At 62.2% G+C, this 15,581-nt stretch carries 14 protein-coding genes; 6 read left to right on the top strand and 8 right to left on the bottom strand.

What is annotated here, in order from left to right:
• Positions 1-9: 9 nt before the first annotated feature.
• From FYK55_RS11330 to FYK55_RS11305, 6 genes are all read right to left on the bottom strand, one after another.
• Positions 10-948, bottom strand: a complete 939-nt coding sequence (locus FYK55_RS11330) for an ABC transporter ATP-binding protein (RefSeq protein WP_150076511.1) — start codon at positions 946-948, stop codon at positions 10-12.
• A complete protein-coding gene (locus FYK55_RS11325) occupies positions 945-1,331 on the bottom strand; it encodes a GntR family transcriptional regulator (RefSeq protein WP_201743686.1) in 387 nt (128 codons plus the stop codon). Before FYK55_RS11325 ends, FYK55_RS11330 begins: the two co-directional genes overlap by 4 nt.
• Positions 1,332-1,801: 470 nt before the next feature.
• Positions 1,802-2,119, bottom strand: coding sequence for an HU family DNA-binding protein (locus tag FYK55_RS11320; protein ID WP_150076510.1), 318 nt, complete (start codon positions 2,117-2,119; stop codon positions 1,802-1,804).
• Between the two features lie 360 nt (positions 2,120-2,479).
• On the bottom strand, positions 2,480-7,351 hold the full coding sequence (locus tag FYK55_RS11315) for an Ig-like domain-containing protein (RefSeq protein WP_161604442.1): 4,872 nt from the start codon (positions 7,349-7,351) through the stop codon (positions 2,480-2,482).
• A 750-nt stretch (positions 7,352-8,101) separates the two neighbouring features.
• A complete protein-coding gene (gene yidD, locus FYK55_RS11310; RefSeq protein ID WP_201743685.1) occupies positions 8,102-8,308 on the bottom strand; it encodes a membrane protein insertion efficiency factor YidD in 207 nt (68 codons plus the stop codon).
• Positions 8,309-8,338: 30 nt separating this feature from the next.
• Positions 8,339-8,671 (bottom strand): HesB/IscA family protein, encoded by a 333-nt coding sequence (locus FYK55_RS11305; RefSeq protein WP_150076508.1) that lies wholly within the window; start codon positions 8,669-8,671, stop codon positions 8,339-8,341.
• A 292-nt stretch (positions 8,672-8,963) separates the two neighbouring features.
• On the opposite strand from FYK55_RS11305, the gene FYK55_RS11300 reads away from it, so the two are divergent.
• The 3 genes from FYK55_RS11300 (at position 8,964) to FYK55_RS11290 (ending at position 12,159) form a co-directional block, all read left to right on the top strand.
• Positions 8,964-9,986, top strand: a complete 1,023-nt coding sequence (locus FYK55_RS11300; protein WP_150076507.1) for a rhomboid family intramembrane serine protease — start codon at positions 8,964-8,966, stop codon at positions 9,984-9,986.
• Between the two features lie 74 nt (positions 9,987-10,060).
• Entirely contained in the window at positions 10,061-11,377 is a 1,317-nt protein-coding gene (locus tag FYK55_RS11295) for an MATE family efflux transporter (RefSeq protein ID WP_235908615.1), read from the top strand.
• Positions 11,377-12,159: a 2-phosphosulfolactate phosphatase gene (locus FYK55_RS11290; RefSeq protein WP_161604441.1), complete on the top strand. Its 783-nt coding sequence runs from the start codon at positions 11,377-11,379 to the stop codon at positions 12,157-12,159. Before FYK55_RS11295 ends, FYK55_RS11290 begins: the two co-directional genes overlap by 1 nt.
• Before the next feature lie 40 nt (positions 12,160-12,199).
• Here the strand turns inward: FYK55_RS11290 and FYK55_RS11285 are convergent, their stop codons facing one another.
• Both FYK55_RS11285 and FYK55_RS11280 read right to left on the bottom strand, forming a co-directional pair.
• Positions 12,200-12,544, bottom strand: a complete 345-nt coding sequence (locus FYK55_RS11285) for a nucleotide pyrophosphohydrolase (protein WP_150076505.1) — start codon at positions 12,542-12,544, stop codon at positions 12,200-12,202.
• Between the two features lie 7 nt (positions 12,545-12,551).
• The gene (locus FYK55_RS11280; protein WP_235908614.1) at positions 12,552-13,673 is read right to left on the bottom strand and encodes a glycosyltransferase family 9 protein; all 1,122 of its coding nucleotides are present in this window, start codon (positions 13,671-13,673) and stop codon (positions 12,552-12,554) included.
• A 336-nt stretch (positions 13,674-14,009) separates the two neighbouring features.
• Between FYK55_RS11280 and FYK55_RS11275 the strand changes: the two genes are divergently transcribed.
• From FYK55_RS11275 to FYK55_RS11265, 3 genes are read left to right on the top strand one after another with little or no spacing between them, the layout of a single operon-like run.
• Positions 14,010-14,381, top strand: a complete 372-nt coding sequence (locus tag FYK55_RS11275) for a 4a-hydroxytetrahydrobiopterin dehydratase (RefSeq protein ID WP_235908613.1) — start codon at positions 14,010-14,012, stop codon at positions 14,379-14,381.
• 20 nt (positions 14,382-14,401) lie between these two features.
• The gene (locus FYK55_RS11270) at positions 14,402-14,743 is read left to right on the top strand and encodes a hypothetical protein (RefSeq protein ID WP_150076504.1); all 342 of its coding nucleotides are present in this window, start codon (positions 14,402-14,404) and stop codon (positions 14,741-14,743) included.
• 46 nt (positions 14,744-14,789) lie between these two features.
• Entirely contained in the window at positions 14,790-15,536 is a 747-nt protein-coding gene (locus tag FYK55_RS11265) for a PIG-L family deacetylase (RefSeq protein ID WP_150076503.1), read from the top strand.
• Positions 15,537-15,581 lie beyond the last annotated feature (45 nt).

Below are 15,581 nucleotides of genomic sequence, written 5' to 3'. Positions count from 1 at the left end.
TCAGACACCTCAGTCCGCGTGGTTCGCAGCAAGCGGAGTGGAAAAGAAAGAGCCGTCGGCACGTTCCCGGGTCAGGTAGGAAAGCACCGCATCGGAGAAATTCAGGTCAACCGGTTCGATTTCCTCGGCACCCAATCTTGCCAGGGCGGCGTCGGATTCCGAGTCTCGGTCGGCAAGTGTCAAAGTCATGCGATCGCCCCAGCGACGGGCCTCCACCAGGCCCGGGACCGCGGCGATGCGTGCCGGATCGAATGAGTCCGCCCGCACCACGAAGGCGCTGACGCGCGATCGGAATTCGTCCATCGACGCATCGACCTTCAATCGGCCGCCGACCATCACTGCGACCCGATCCGCGATCCGCTCCACGTCGTCCAACAGATGGCTGCTGAGCAAGACCGTGCGGCCGCCGGAACCGGCGAACTCGATCAACGTTTCGTTGAGAGCCCGTCGGCTGACCGGATCCAGTCCCAGGGCCGGGTCGTCCAAGACGAGCAGGTCGGGGTTGGGCGCCAGTACCAAAGCCAGGGAAACCCCGGCACGCTGGCCCCGGGAAAGCGTGGCGACGCGGGCCGACGGATCGATCGCAAAGTGCTGGACAATGTCGTTGAACAGCCGATCGTCCCAGGAGGCGTGGCCGGACCGTTGAAAGTCGCGGCACTGTTGGACCCGCATCGACGGGTACAAGAAATGGCCTTCGACCGCGTACCCGATTCTGGCCCGCGTTTCGATGGGCAAGTTCATCGCCGGCTCGCCAAGCGTGATCGCCTGGCCACGCGTCGGCGCCAGCAGTCCCATGAGAATGCGAATCGTCGTGGTCTTGCCGGCACCGTTGAGTCCCAGCAGTGCAGTGACACGGCCGGTTGGCACCACAAAGTCGAGGTCGCGGATGACCGCTCGACCAGAAAAGTAACGCGTCAGACGGCGAAGTTCGATGGCGTTGTCGCTCATGCCTTGGTCAGCCTATGAAAGTGTTTGCTGGTTTGCGCCAACAGTTCCTGTTCGTCGAAACCCAATGAAAGGGCTTCCGCAATCGCCGGTCGCAGCGCTTCTTCCAACCGTCGAAGTCGTTCCGCCTTGGTGTAGATGTTCCGTTGCTCGGCGACGAAGAACCCACGGCCCTGATGACTTTCGACCGCGCCCTCACTCACCAGGATCGAATAGGCCTTGGCGATCGTGTTGGGGTTGACGACCAGCTCCGCAGCCAGGCCGCGGACCGAGGGCAACGGATCGCCCACGGTCAGTTTGCCCGCGGCGATCCCCGAGCGGACCTGATCGACCACCTGGCGGTAGATGGGCGACTTGCCTCCGGTGACGATCTGAATGCGAAACACGCGACAACCTCACAACTGTACTAGGTGATGTAGTACAGTAAGCGGTTGGCGAAGAGGTGTCAAGCTTTTTTTTCGGGGCCGGTTTGGGCAGGCGGAGCCTGCGTGGCATCCGGTTCCAAGGCGGGAGCCTTGGAACCAGGAGTTGCGCGTTCTCGTTCCCAGGCTCCCGCCTGGGAACGCACTGCGGGCCGGCTCCGCCGGCGCCGCGGACTCGGCAGGCGGAGCCTGCGATGCAGCCGGTACCAAGGCCGGAGCCTTGGCACCAGGAGTTGGGAGTTCTCGTTCCAGGCTCCCGCCTGGGAACGCACTGTGAGCCGGCTCCGCCGGTGCCGCGGACTCGGCAGGCAGAGCCTGCGATGCATCCGGTTCCAGGGCGGGAGCCCTGGAACCAGGGGCGCAAAAGAAAACGGCACGCAGTCGATGACCGCGTGCCGTTGTTTGGTTCAGGCGTGTTCTGGGCGCGTCGGCGCTCAGATCATTTCCTTCAGTCCCTTCAGGGGACGGATGACGACCTTCTTGCTGGCCGGCTTCGGCTTCAACCAGATCTCGCTGCCGTCGGACGGGTTTCGGCCTTTCCGCTTGGGTTTGGCTTCAACATCCTTGCGTTGGATCTTGCAGAGCCCCGGGATGGTGAATTGACCCGAGCCGGTGCGGCCCATCTCGCTGGCGATTTCATCGGTCAGAGCGTCGAAGACGGCGGCGACGTCCTTTTTCGACAATTCGGTCGACTCAGCGATGTTGGCGATGATCTGAGTCTTGGTGGGAGCTTTCGGCGGAGCTTTAGCCATTTGCGGGAACCTTTTCTGATTACTTCTGCAGGAAGAGTTAGACGGGAATGCGTGATTCCCCATGTATCTGACGGGGCCAAGTGTTATGCGGCGCCTCGCGTTGTTGCAACCCGGCTAGGGCAAAAAACCCGGTAATTTGCGGGCTCAAAGGCGACTTGCCGGCATTCCGGCGGGGATTCGGCAGCTCGGCCGTGGGAGCACAGATCACGAAAAAACCGCCAAAACAGGGGCTTTTTGCCTGTTTTGGCGGTCTCATGCTCGGTCAGCGGCGATGCCGGTCCCGCCAACAGCCAACTCGCCATCGGCAATTCAGCCGGCAAATGACGGGAGTTTTTCCCAGAAAACTTGTCTCAGCGGCCCCTACAGCCCACGTCGGAACACCCGATCGACCACGTCGGCGGACAAGGCCGACGGCGTGGAGGAGTCGTCAGAATCCGCCCCAGCGGCCTCTCCGGAAGCCTGGTCACTCTGGGACCAGCGACCGCTGCCGGGGGCGGACGAAGCGGCGCGGCCTGAAGCGAGCAGGCGGCGTCGTCCCAATCGGGGCGTGGATTCGGCGTCGGACGCCGATTCAGCCGCTTTATCCGTGTCGGAGGAAAACTCTCCTTCGCCGCTGCCGGCGGCGGCCAACAGCGAGCTGGACAGGAGCGGCGCGGAGACATCGGTGGAGGTCGACGCCCGCGAGGCAGCTTCGCTCTCGCCATCTCCCGCGGCGGCCAATCCTGAAGTCGGTTGGACGTAAGCTTCGGTGACAGCGGCCTCAGCGACGGCATCTGACGGCTCGGCGGACGCTGCCGACCCGGTCGTCCTCTCGCCCTCGGCCGATGACGCCGGCGGAAGCTGATCGGACGCGGCGTCGTTCGCGGTTTCGGATTCGGACGAGCCTGCCAATTGCGTGGCCGCCGATTGCGTGCTGCTTGAGGAAACTGGGTTGTACGTCAGCGCGTCCGAGGCGACGTTGATTCGAAACAAACGCAGGTCACCGACCTGGCCGCGGTCGCTGACGACGTCACCGTCGTTACTGAGCACGGTCGCCGTGACGTCGGCATCGGAATCGTCTTTGCCGTTAATGGTCAGGGACGTCCCCGCGTCATTCATCGACACCACCGGATCGGAGATGGAATCGGAGGCGGTCGAAGTCGGTACCGCATAGGTAGCTGATTGTCCGGGGGCAACGGCAGCCAGCACCGCCTGGGCGGGTGTGGATCCGAGCCAATCCTGGATCGACAAGAATTCAGGTCGCAGCCGTCCCATGGCAGCGTCGATGACCGCGTCTCCGGAATCGGCGGTGCTATTGATCGCGTAGGTTTGTGCTTGCTCCGCTCCGCTGAAGAATGGAATCGCAGGAATTTCCACCTGGTACTGTCCCGGCAGCAGGTCGGCAAACACGATCGACAGGTCGTCGTTCAGCTCGCCGGTCATATCGATCGGATTGCCGACCGCATTGGTACCGGTCAGCCGGACGGCGTTCGAAATCGATGCCGCCTGGTTGCTGCTGAATCGGACGGTCACGTCTCGTTCGGTGAACTCCTGGATCTCAATGGTCAGGGTTCCGTTGCTGTTGGTGCCGGATCCATCCGAGACCTCAAAGGTCACGGTGTCGGTGCCGGTGAACGTGGCGCTGGGGGGGGTGTAACGGATGTCACCGTTGGAATCGACGGAGACCGTTCCGCCAGCGGACGGGGTGCCCAGATTGACGAAGGACAAGGATTCCGAATCGCCGTCAACGTTCTCGGGCAAGTCATCCAACGCGAGCACGACGGTTTCACCGCTTCCCCGCACCAGCGGGATGGTGGGGCTGGAAACCGGAGGCGCGTCATTGACCGCCGCAACGGTGAAGGTGACCGTGCCGACCGACAGGCCGCCACCGGTATCGCGGATCGTGTAGGTGACCGTTTCGGTGCCGAAGAAGTTCTCGGCCGGTTCGTAGAAGAACGTCGTGCCGTCGCTGCTGATTCGCACCGCACCGTTGGCCGACGGCGTCCCGACACTGTCGATCACGAACGCCTGGTTGTCGGTATCGCGTTGATCATTTTGCAGGATGTCGTAATCGTCTTCGGCGGCGTCTTCGTTGATGGCGAACGCGTCATCGACCGCCGTGGGCGGCGCGTCGGCGGGTGCCACCGTGACCGTCACGGAAACCACGCTGGTTGCCTGGCCGTCGCTCACGGTGTAGGTGAAGGTGTCGGTCCCCGAGAACCCGGTCGGCGGCGTGTAGTCGACCGCCCCGTCGTCGGAGCTGACCACGACGGTGGCACCGGCGGTGGAACTGCTGACGGCGGTGACCGACAACGTTTCGCCACTGTCGGGATCGATCGAATCGTTGGCAAGAACGTCCAGCCGGTTGGCACCGGAATCTTCCACGACGTTGAAGGTGTCGTCGGTTCCGGTGGGCGGGTCGTTCACGGGGGTGACCGTCACGGTCACACTGGCCGAATCCTGGGCACCGCTGCCATCACCGGCTCGATAGCTGAACGTCGCGGTGCCGTTGAAGTCGGCATCCGGCGTGAACCGGACGACGCCCGAATTGACCGTGACCGTTCCGCCGCTGGCCGGTTGGGTGACCGAAATCACCGACAGTGACGACGAACCGCTGGTCGTGTCGTTGCCCAGGACATCAATCGTGGTGGCGCCGGAATCTTCGGCAACGGTGATCGTGTCGTCGTTGAGCGTGAAGTTCAGTCCGACGGTCAGGCTGAGCGTGCCGAAGAATATTTCGTCGCTGGGCACCTGGTCGTCCTCACCAAACAGCAACACTTCGCTGGCACTGTTGTCGGCCGGTTCGCTGCGAATGTTCACGCTGCCGCTGGCAATCGCTTCCATCGGGACGCGAGCGATCACGGATTCCGCCTCGTTGGACGCGGTGGTGCGAGTCGAGGCCGCGCCCAGTTCGTCGATCAATCCGGTGGCAAACGTGCCCGAGGGGGCCAGACCAAAATCGCCGACGTACTCGATCGACGCGTCGCTTTGGGGACGGACGATGGACGAATTGAACAGGATGTCCGCGTACAAGGAGTAGACGCCGTCGCGTGTGAAGCCGCTGCGTGCGTCAACCCCGACGAACTCCAGGAAGAAGTCGTCGCCGACGTTCAGGCTGGTGATCTCATTTCCGTCGCTGTCGCGGGCAACCAGCTTGACCTCGATCTTTGGTTCGTCGGCCACGCTCACCGTGAACGATTCGGTTCGCGTATTGCCGGCGATGTCGGTGGTCGAAACCGTGAACACGTTGTCGCCCAGATCGCTCGCCTGGGGCGACCATTGGATCAATCCGGAACCGCTGTTGATCGTGGCACCCGACGGCGCACTGTCGAACGCGTAGACGATCGTGCCTTCTTCGCTGCTGATCAGGTCGGTTTCGTAGTCACGTCCGACGTTGGCGCGCCGGTTGGCACCGCCGATGACCGAGGCGGGAGCGGTTGAATCGTAGGTGATGACGATCGAACCCGATTGGGCACTGACTTCACCACCCAGGGTTTGCCGCGCCGCGACGCGGTAGTTGCCATTTCCCAGGCCGGCGATGTTGTTGGTCGTCACCGTGACGCTGCTGCCGGTCGCGGTGGCTTCTCCCAGCACGGCGGAGGTGGCAACGTTGATCAATTGGACCTTGGCCCCGCTGGTCACCCCGTCGACGGTGAACGCCAACGTGCCGGCGTTGGTGATGTTGTCGGTGCTGCTGGCACCGGTGTCGCTGCCGGCTTGCAAGTCCAGGTTGCTGGGCGCCGGCAGGGCTTGTTCGCCTTCGAAGTTGAACTGCAATCGTTGGGAATCGAAGTCGTTGTCGCCGTTGCCGGTCACTCCCGGCCCAGGACGAACGCTCACGAAGACATCGACCACCCCGGTGAAACCGGCGGCCGGCGTGACCGTCACCAAACCGCTCTGGCTGACCGTTGCCGTCGCCCCGGTACCGCTGCTGGCGACCTGGGCGGCATAGGTCACCGCATCCCCCTCGATGTCCGTGTGAGACAATTGCAACGTGGCCGGCGACCCGGGGGCGAACTTGTCGGGCACCGTGATCTCGTTCAAGTACGGCTGGCTATTGGCAGTGTCGTTGTTGACGTCCACCTGAAAGGTCTCGTCGTACGAGTTCCCATCGCTGTCGGTCACGGTGATGGTGACGTTGGTGGTGCCGACGCCGCTGCCGGTCGCCTTCAGCATCACCAATGAGTTCTCGGTGTCGTTGAAGACTTCGATCGTGTTGATTGCGATATCGGTGGTCGGGCGATCGTCGTCGTCCACGGCATGTTCGCTGATTGCCTCGCGAACGTCGTCACCCTCGATCAACTGGCCAAACACGCTATGGTTGAAATCCAAGAAACGCGTGGGCACTTCGGTGACAAAGAATTGTGAGTCGTTGGTGTCGTCGGACGATTTGGCAAACGACAACACGCCGCTGCGGTTGTGCTGCAGCTCGGGATGGAAATCGTCGTCAAAGTCTCCCAGCGTGGATCCGCCGGCGCCCGTTCCGGTGGGGTCGCCGCCTTGAATCACAAAGTTGTCGATGACTCGGTGAAAGATGATGCCGTCGTAGAAGTCGTCCTCGGCCAGCTCGATGATCCGTCCGGTCGCGGTCGGAGCCCGCTGTTCGAACAGTTCAAAGATCATGTCGCCGTAGGTTTCCATGTCGATGCGGATCGAACGGTTGCCCGTGACCACGCTGGCTTCCAGCAGCGACGGGTTGTCCACGCTGACCGTCACGGTCAGCGGCCCGCCGTTGGGGTCGTAAGCGTCGACCGGGATGTGCAGTGGTGATCCGATCAAGACGGTTTGGTCCCCAATCGCTTCGAAGGTCGGGTCTTCGCTCTGCGGGATCGCCACGCCGCTAAGCGTGCTCAATTCCTGCAACGTCAGCAGTCCGGTTTGACGGGAGTCGTCAGGAAAGACCCAGGTCGGGTATTGCTGAATGTTGTTGTCGATCCCGGTCTGATTGGGAGTACGGTCCGGTCCGGTCACCTCGACGAAGGGCAAGTCGTCGCCGCCGTCACCAAACAACTGCTTTTGCTGGGTGCAGACGGGGCACCAGTTGGCACCGTAGAAAATCACGCCGGCTTCGTCCAAATCTTTGGCGAATTGGACCAAGTCGGGCGCCGCTTCCCCTTCGGCGGCCGTTTGGGTCGTCAATCCGGTGGAAGCGGCGGAGCTGGTTGCCACCAGTTCGGCGCGGGCGTCAATCGGTCCCATCGCGAGCGCCGCGGTGCCCGTGAAGTCGCCCGCCAACAGCTGTCTGGTTTCCAAGCATTGCAGCCGCAATCGCTCGCCCGCCGCGCGTCCGGGCCGTGTGGGGGTCGATCCTGCGGAGGTCAAGCGGCGAAGAAGCTCGCTCAACCGACGGCGGCGGGAATGGCACGGACGACCTACTGACATCGACTTACTCAATATTCGACGGATGGAAAGACTGGAGTTCCGATGGGAAATCGGGGTTTCCCGTCACTCTTCAGCCCAATCGGACAGGCCGCCACCGCGGGATCGGAGGGGCCATTACGGGAAGTTCGGCATCACGACCGGCAGGACTGAGAAAATTCGTCACGACCGGCACGTTTTCACATTGCGTTTGAGACGCCGCGGGGGCGGGTTTGGTTCCCGCAGTGACGAACGCTCGGAAAGCCAAAACCAGCACCGCCGAGGGACCTGCGCGGCCGAGAGCAACTGAAACGCGGAAAGCGGTCAAGGGAACCGCACATCAACACCGGACTGCCGCCTCTGTCCCGGCCTGTCTGTGTCCTGGCCTCAGCCTGCCCGAAGCGTTGAAATTCACCCTCCCTCCGGGAGGGTCGCGAAGGAGCTTGCGACGACGCGGGGAGGGCTGTCCAGCGTCATTGACTACAGTAGGTGCTTTAAGTCACCCTCCCCAAAGGCTCGTGCCTCGCCTTTGACCCTCCCGGAGGGAGGGTGGATTTCAGAAAAGCACGTCTTTTTCAGGCTCGGAAAGCTGCACGACCTCGGAGCGGGAGGGGGCAGCCTGCCGTCGCTATCCTGGCGGGCAGATCAGCGCGCCGGAGGGGGCGGATCATCGCCACCGGGGTGAAACGGGTGGCATTTCAGCAGACGGATCACCGCCCGAAACAGCCCTTCCACGGGGCCGCGATTGCGGATCACCTCCACCGCGTATTGGCTGCAGCTGGGGGTGAAACGGCAGCGCGGTGGGAACAGAGGGCTGATCCGCGTCTGGTACTGGCGGATCAGCCAGATCATTGAACGAGAGACGATTCCCAAAGTGGGGGGTTACGCCTGGAAGGAGCTTCCACAGCCGCAGGTTTTCACGGCGTTGGGATTTTCGAACGTGAACCCCTGTTTTTCCAGACTTTCGTACCAGTCAACGGTGGTGCCATCGAGGTACAGGGCGCTTTTCTTGTCGACAACGACTTCGACTCCGTGGCATTCGTACTTCGAATCCACCTTTTCGTCAAAACTGTCGTCGAAATTCAGCGTGTAGTTGAATCCGCTGCAACCACCACCGGCGACGCCGATCCGCAGGACCATGTTGTCGCCAAAGTTGTGTTCGGTACGAAACCGCTGGACTTCTTGAGCCGCACGTTCGCTTAATTTGACTGCCATTTTCAGCTTCACCTCGAGGTGCAGTTGAGTTGTTTTGGAAGGAGAGAGAGCGGCCGGAGACGCCGTCATTGCGATTCCGGTGTCCAATGCTCCGCCGACCGACAAGGTGCTCGGAAGAATCGATTTCGGTCGTCCGGACGCCCCGGTCGCCGCGTAGCGGCGATTTGGAGTACTCGTCATAGTATTCAACAGGGACCCCCGGCGGCAAGTCTTGCCGTCCCGAGGGCGGCGTCAAACGACCCCGCGTGCTCGGTATCGGTCGCTTTCTCCCCACAAACCAACGAATTTTGGAATGCGCCGCATTGGCACGTTGAACGACCCCAGCCTGGCCAAACGTTTCTCGGACTACCTGACCACCCGGTCGATCGAGTGCACCACGGATATCGAATCCCACCCGGAAGACAACGGCACGGTTCGGCACGAGTGCAACTTGTGGATCCGCGACGAAGCCCAGGTGGATTCGGCCCGAACGGAGTTGGAGGCATTCTTGCAATCGCCGGACGACGCCAAGTACCAGGTCGGCTCTGACGCCGATCGGATCCGTCGGGAGAAACACGAGGAAGAAAAACGGTTGCGAAATTTGCGGCGGAAAGCTCCCATGCGGAGTGGGCCCGCTGGCGGCCCGCTGATGGGCGTGCCCGTTCGCCAGCAGTCCATCCCGGTGGTCATCGGCACCATCATTCTGTCGGTGATCGCCAGCTTTGCCACCAATTTCGGGCGTCCCAACCCGTCCCCCGTTCCCGGCGAACCTTCCACCGAAGAAACGGTCTTCTTTGCATTGTCGTTTGTGGATGCTCGCGAATACATCGTTCACGAAGATCCCTTTGAGTCGATCAAGCAGGGGCAGGTGTGGCGTCTGATCACGCCGATGTTTTTGCACGGGGACACGTTTCATTTGGCGTTCAACATGATCGCCCTGTTCATCCTGGGGTCGGCGATCGAACGGTTGCACGGATCCATGTTCATGTTAGCGCTCCTATTGATCTCGCAAGTCGCCGGCGGTTTCTTTCAAGTCTTTCTGCCGCCGGCGGACACCCTGCCGCCGTTCCTGTCGGGGCTGGCGGGCACGCCGTTTTCGATCGGTGCCTCCGGAGCGGTCTACGGATTGTTCGGCTATCTGTGGGTGCGGCCGATCATGACACCGACGTATCCGATTCGGATGGTTCCGGCCAACGTGACGATCATGTTGGGCTGGTTGGTGTTCTGCATCTTTTTCGTCCGCGGCATCGCCAACGGGGCGCACATCGGTGGCCTGATTGCGGGCGTGGTGATTGCCGCCATCGTGGCGCGGACCCCGTTGGGACGTGACTGGTGACCGGAGCGACGCGAAGGCTGGTCGGTGCACCGTATCCGGTTCCGAGGGGGCTGAGCGCTGCGGCCTGGGAAGTGATGCGTGTCGCGCTGCCGCTGATGGTCAGCGCCGGAATGTTGTCGATCGTCCTGTTCGCCGATCGGACCCTGTTGATGCTGTACGACGGGACGTCGATGAGCGCTTCGATGGCCGGCGGAAACCTCTTCTGGGTGATCGTCTGCGTCCCGATCGGAACGGCGTCCATGACCGGGGCAACGATCGGTCAATTGATCGGCAACGGAGAACCGCACAAGGTGGGCAGGTTGTTGTGGCAGTCGGTCTGGCTGTCGCTGATGACCATCCCCTTTTTTGTGGCGGCGGCCTGGGGGGCCGAGTCCTTGTTTCGGCTGACCGGCCAACCGCCGGCACTGGTTCCCGTCGAGGCGACGTATGTTCGTTGGTTGATGCTGGGCGGTGTCGGCTTGGTGATCGAATCGGCGCTCAGTGGATTTTTCAGCGGCACCGAGCGGACGTCGGTGATCATGTGGGTGTCGGTCGCCAGCGGGACGTTGAATGTCGTCTTGGACTTGGTTTTGATTTTCGGTTGGCTGGGGCTGCCCGAGTTGGGGATCGCCGGGGCTGCGATCGGCAGCGTGATCGCATTCTGGTTCAAGGGAGTCTGCTACGCCTGGCTGTTGGCCCGGCCGGCTTTGGAGCCGGTGTACCGTTTTCGCGCTGGCATCGGAGTCGACGTGAAAATGATGCGCAATTTTTTGTACTTCAGCATTCCCAGCGGTCTGATGTACCTGACCGAAGCCGGTGCGTTCACGGTGATCATTTTGAAAATCGGCCAATTGGGCGACGTGCCGTTGCGGGCGACCACGATGGCGATCAATTTCAACATGGTCGCTTTCATTCCGTTGGTCGGGATCGCCATCGCGGCGTCGGTGTTGGTGGGCCGGCATCTGTTGCAGAACGGGCCCGACTTTGCCGTCCGCACGACGATCGCCTCGTTGGTTCTGGCGCTGGCGTACTCGGGCGTTTGGGCCATCGCGTACCTGGTTGCCGGCGACTGGATGTTGTCGCTGTATCGTTTGGGCTCGCCGGACGCCGATTCGCTGTCCGCCGTGGATCAGGCCAGCGGACTGCTGGGGTTTGTGGCCTTGTACGTCCTGTTGGACGCGACGCAGTTGATTCTGGGGGCCGCATTGAAAGGTGCCGGCGATACCTGGTTCGTACTCGCCGCCGGTGCCGTCACCAGCGCGGTTGCGGTGGGGACCGGAATATTATTTGACCCCGGGAGCGGCGCACTGAATTGGTGGTGGTGGGTGGTGACAGGTTGGATTTGGGCGTTGGCTCTGGTGATGTCCGTCCGCTTTCTCGGTGGACGATGGAAAACGATGCGGATGGTGTGATGCAGCAAACAATACGCGTCGACCTGGTGCCGGACTTTCGATCCGCTCGGAACGTCGAAGCCGGCTGCGCGGTGGTGATCGATGTGTTGCGGGCGACGTCGGTCATGGTCACGGCTTGCCATCATGGCGCCACGCGAATCTGGACCTGTGGCGAAGTCGATGCCGCGCGCCATCTTGCCGCTGCTGCGCAGCCGACCCGGTTGCTATGTGGTGAGCGGCATTGTCGTCCGATCGAAGGCTTCACCTTGGGCAATTCGCCGTCGGAGTACGGTCCGTCTGTCGTGGGCGGACGGGAACTGGTGCTGACGACCACCAACGGCACGCGGGCGATCGAATCGGTCGCAAGCGCCCGACGGTTGGTGGTCGCGTCCTTCCTGAACCTGTCAGCCACGGTCCAGACTTTGATCGCCGAGCCCAATGTCCATGTCGTCTGCGCCGGCACCGACGGTGAAGTCAGTTATGAAGATGTGTTGCTGGCCGGTGCAATCACGGCGCGATTGCGCCAGCATCGGGCGGACGCAAGAATCGACGATTCGGCCAGGATCGCCCAGTCCGCGTGGCAGGCTGTGTTGGATCACGGGGTGTCGTCCGCAGGGGGCCTGCACTCGACCGAGGCGTTGGCCGGGGCGCTGCAACAATCGCTGGGAGGCCGCAACCTGATCCGCGCCGGTTACCAGCAAGACATTCTGCGCTGCGCCCAACTAGACGCATTCGGGCAGGTGGTCGAGCGCGGACCGGATCCCGTGGGAGGGTTTGTGTTGTCGGCCGACAGTGCCAGGTAGGCCCGGACGCGTTGGGTCGGCGGCCGGGAGCCGACGGGGCTCAATCGGCGGGATACTTTTCAGCGTTGCGTCGCATTTTGGCGGCGAGTGTGGAACTCAGGTCAAAGTCCATCACGTTGGCGATGGCCAGAATGTAGGCCAGGCAATCCGCCAACTCTTCACCGACCTCGTGCTTGCGTTCGGGATCGTTTTGAACCGCGGCGGCTTCCTCCAGCGTCAGCCATTGGAAATGTTCCATCAGCTCGCCGGTTTCGATCCCCAGCGACATGGCCAGATTCTTGGGGTTGTGAAACGAGTGCCAATTCCGCTCGGCGACAAACTGTTCCACCATCTCGCGTAGCGCGCGGACGGGCGTCACATCGTCGCCGTGGTCGGAGGACGTCATGTTCGGTTCACGCGGCGACGAGGAAACGTTGCTGTTGTTCCAGCGCATCGACGGCTTCGCAGACGTGTTCGACGCCGATGGCGCACATCGCGGCGTTGGAAGCATTGCGGCGCTGTCGCGACGAACCCGATTCGTAGGCCATCTGGATCGCGGTCTGCCCGTAAGGGCCGCTGTCGCCCGGGCGTGTCGCGCCATAGAGCCCGATCGTCGGCGTGCCCACGGCGACCGCCATGTGCAACGGTCCGGTGTCATTGCTGAGGAACAGGTCCGCCGTGCCGATCAAGGCGGCCAGATGGTGCAGGTCGGTGTCGGGCGCCAAGATCGCCGCGCCGTTGCTGGTTGCCACGATGTCCGATGCCATCGCCCGGTCCAGCGACGTTCCCCAGACGGCCACGGTCGTGTAGCCGTAGCGATCCCGGAGGTAGCGGGCGGTCGCACCGAACCGCTCCGGCAACCAACGTTTGCTGTGCCAGGTCGCTCCGGGGTTCATGATCGCCACGCGTGAGGCGGGAATGGTGTTGCGGTAGCGTTCCGCCCAGGCCTTGGCCGGGCCCGGGATTGGCAAATCCCAGCGGACCGCCGGTGAATGAATGCCCAGCGGGGTCAGCAATTCCAACGAGCGGTCGGTCAAGTGATGAAAAACCGGTTCGACGCGGACGTTTGAAAACCAGCGGCTCAGTTCACGTGCCTGCTTGCCCAGGTAGCCGATGCGGTGTTTGGCACCGGAGAGCAGGCAAGCCAATCCCGATTTGGTCATTCCCTGGCAGTCGATGGCGACGTCGCAGCGGAGCGACCGCAATTGTTGACGCGCCGACCGCAGCCGACTTGGTGACGTGAACCAGCCACGGTCCAGGATCACCACTTCATCAACGGCATCGTGGCGATGCACCACGGGAGAAGACTTCTCTTCGACCACCCAGAAGATCTTGGACTCCGGGAATTGGTCTCGCAACGCACAGGCGACCGGCAGCGTCAGGATCGTATCCCCGATGGCACTCATGCGGCTGATCAGGAACCGGGGGGAATCTCCCTCCAGCATGATCTCTTGCGGCGGCACCGCGCGGGAAGCTGGCGGATCGGTGATGGGCTTGTAGAAGCCTGACTTTCGCGTTTTTTCGCCGGCGGACATGGTCACGATCCTTCGTGGGTACCGAGAGAAGAGAAGCTGTTGCGATCCCCCCACCGCGAATGCCGGTCGCATCTGGTTGACGCACCGCCACCCGTCTACCGCCGATGGTAGACGTTTGGCACAAAACGCCGCCAGACCGGCTGGGGCCGTTTCCTCCCCGCGACCAGTGGTCGCGGGCGTGAATCGGACGCGCCGGAGGGATCCCGCCTTGTCTGCCCAGGATCTGGAAGATCGAACTTCTGAGGCCCGCGCACGAAGCTTTCTTTCTTGCTACCCTCAATACGCGAAACAGTCACATCCGCTTCGACCGTGCTCTCCCTTCGATATTGTCCAATCATGACCGCTCCCGATACCGACGCCCTGGTCGCCCGTAAGTGCGTTCCCTGTGAGGGTGGTGTCCCTAAGATGGATGCCGTTCAGGTCGGAGAATTTGCCCAGGCGATCCCGCAATGGCGGGTCAACGAAGCCGCCACCATGATTTCTCGCAAACTGAATGCGGGAAATTTTTCGCGGGCGATCCGGTGGATCAACGAAATCGGCGAAATTGCCGAACAGCAGCAGCATCACCCCGACTTGCACTTGACCGGTTACCGGCACCTGCAAGTCGATCTGACCACCCATGCGATCGGCGGGCTGAGCGAGAATGACTTCATCGTCGCTGCTCAGATCGATCGTTTGATTGACAGCAATTCGTCGGATTCGGCCTGAAACACCCCTCGGTGACGATCATGAACACTCTGCCTCGGCACCGCGTGTTGGCGTTGCTCGCCGAATGCACCGGGGATGAGATCTGGAGCGTTGCTCACTGTCGGTCGCGGCGGATTCCTGAACCCTGGATCGAAGAATTGGCCGATGCCTATGAGTCGGGGTTTCAGTCCGATCGCGAGACGATCTACACCGATGTCGGCATGACCAACCAGTACCACGGCATCCGCGATGTGGACCTGGCCGTTCAGCTTGCCCGATCGATGGGGATCCAGGTCGACGACCACGCGTTGGCGCGGCTGGGGCGAAACCGATTGGTGCAGGCGATCAAGGAAGCGGTGATGAACGGAGACGACGCGCTGTGATCACTCGGCGCGGCTTTCGGTGATTCCCCCCGGCATGGCAGCTTTCATGGAGACTGTGGAATTGAACGACCAACTGCCTCCCCCTTTGGACGTGATCGCCGTGGGGGCGCATCCCGACGACGCGGAAGTCGCGTGCGGCGGAACCTTGGCAAAACTTTCGGCTGCCGGTCACCGGGTCGGGATCGTTGATCTGACCGATGGCGAGCCGACGCCGTTTTCGGACGGGCCCGAAGCTCGGGCCGTCGAAGCCGCCCGCGCCGCGGAGATTCTGGGCGTCGATGAGCGGATCCAGTTGAATTTTCCGAATCGTCGATTGTTTGACTGTTTCGAGCATCGTGTGGCGCTGGCGGCCGTCTTTCGAAGGTTTCGTCCGAAGATCGTGATGGGGTTCGGCGAGAAAACGCCGATGGCTTCGCCGGACCACTTTCAAGCCATGCTGATCACCGACGCGGCGGTTTTTTACAGCCGATTGACGAAATGGGATCACCACTTCGAGGGACTGCCGCCACACAAAATTGATCGTCAACTGTATTTTCGGCTGGCGATCGAATCGGCGACGTTGTCCGGCAACGTGCATCACTTGCTGGTGGACATCAGCGACACGATCGACCAGAAGGTGGCCGCGATGGAGTGTTACGTCAGCCAGTTTGCCCACAAGCAGTCGATGGATCTGCGGATCCGTGCCGCCGCGACCATGACCGGTTCGATCGCCGGCATCATGGCCGCGGAATCGTTTGCCGCCGCCCGGCCGTTCGCCGTGGAGGACGTGTTCGCGGCCGTGGGGCTGGGGTGAAGGCGGTACTGGTTCGCGCCACGACCAGGTAGCCACGCTCGCCAG

This window comes from Roseiconus nitratireducens (assembly GCF_008629675.1).
GTDB classification, from domain to species: domain Bacteria; phylum Planctomycetota; class Planctomycetia; order Pirellulales; family Pirellulaceae; genus Stieleria; species Stieleria nitratireducens.
Note: the sequence above shows the minus strand (reverse complement) of the source record. Positions and strands in the feature narration are given on the sequence as shown.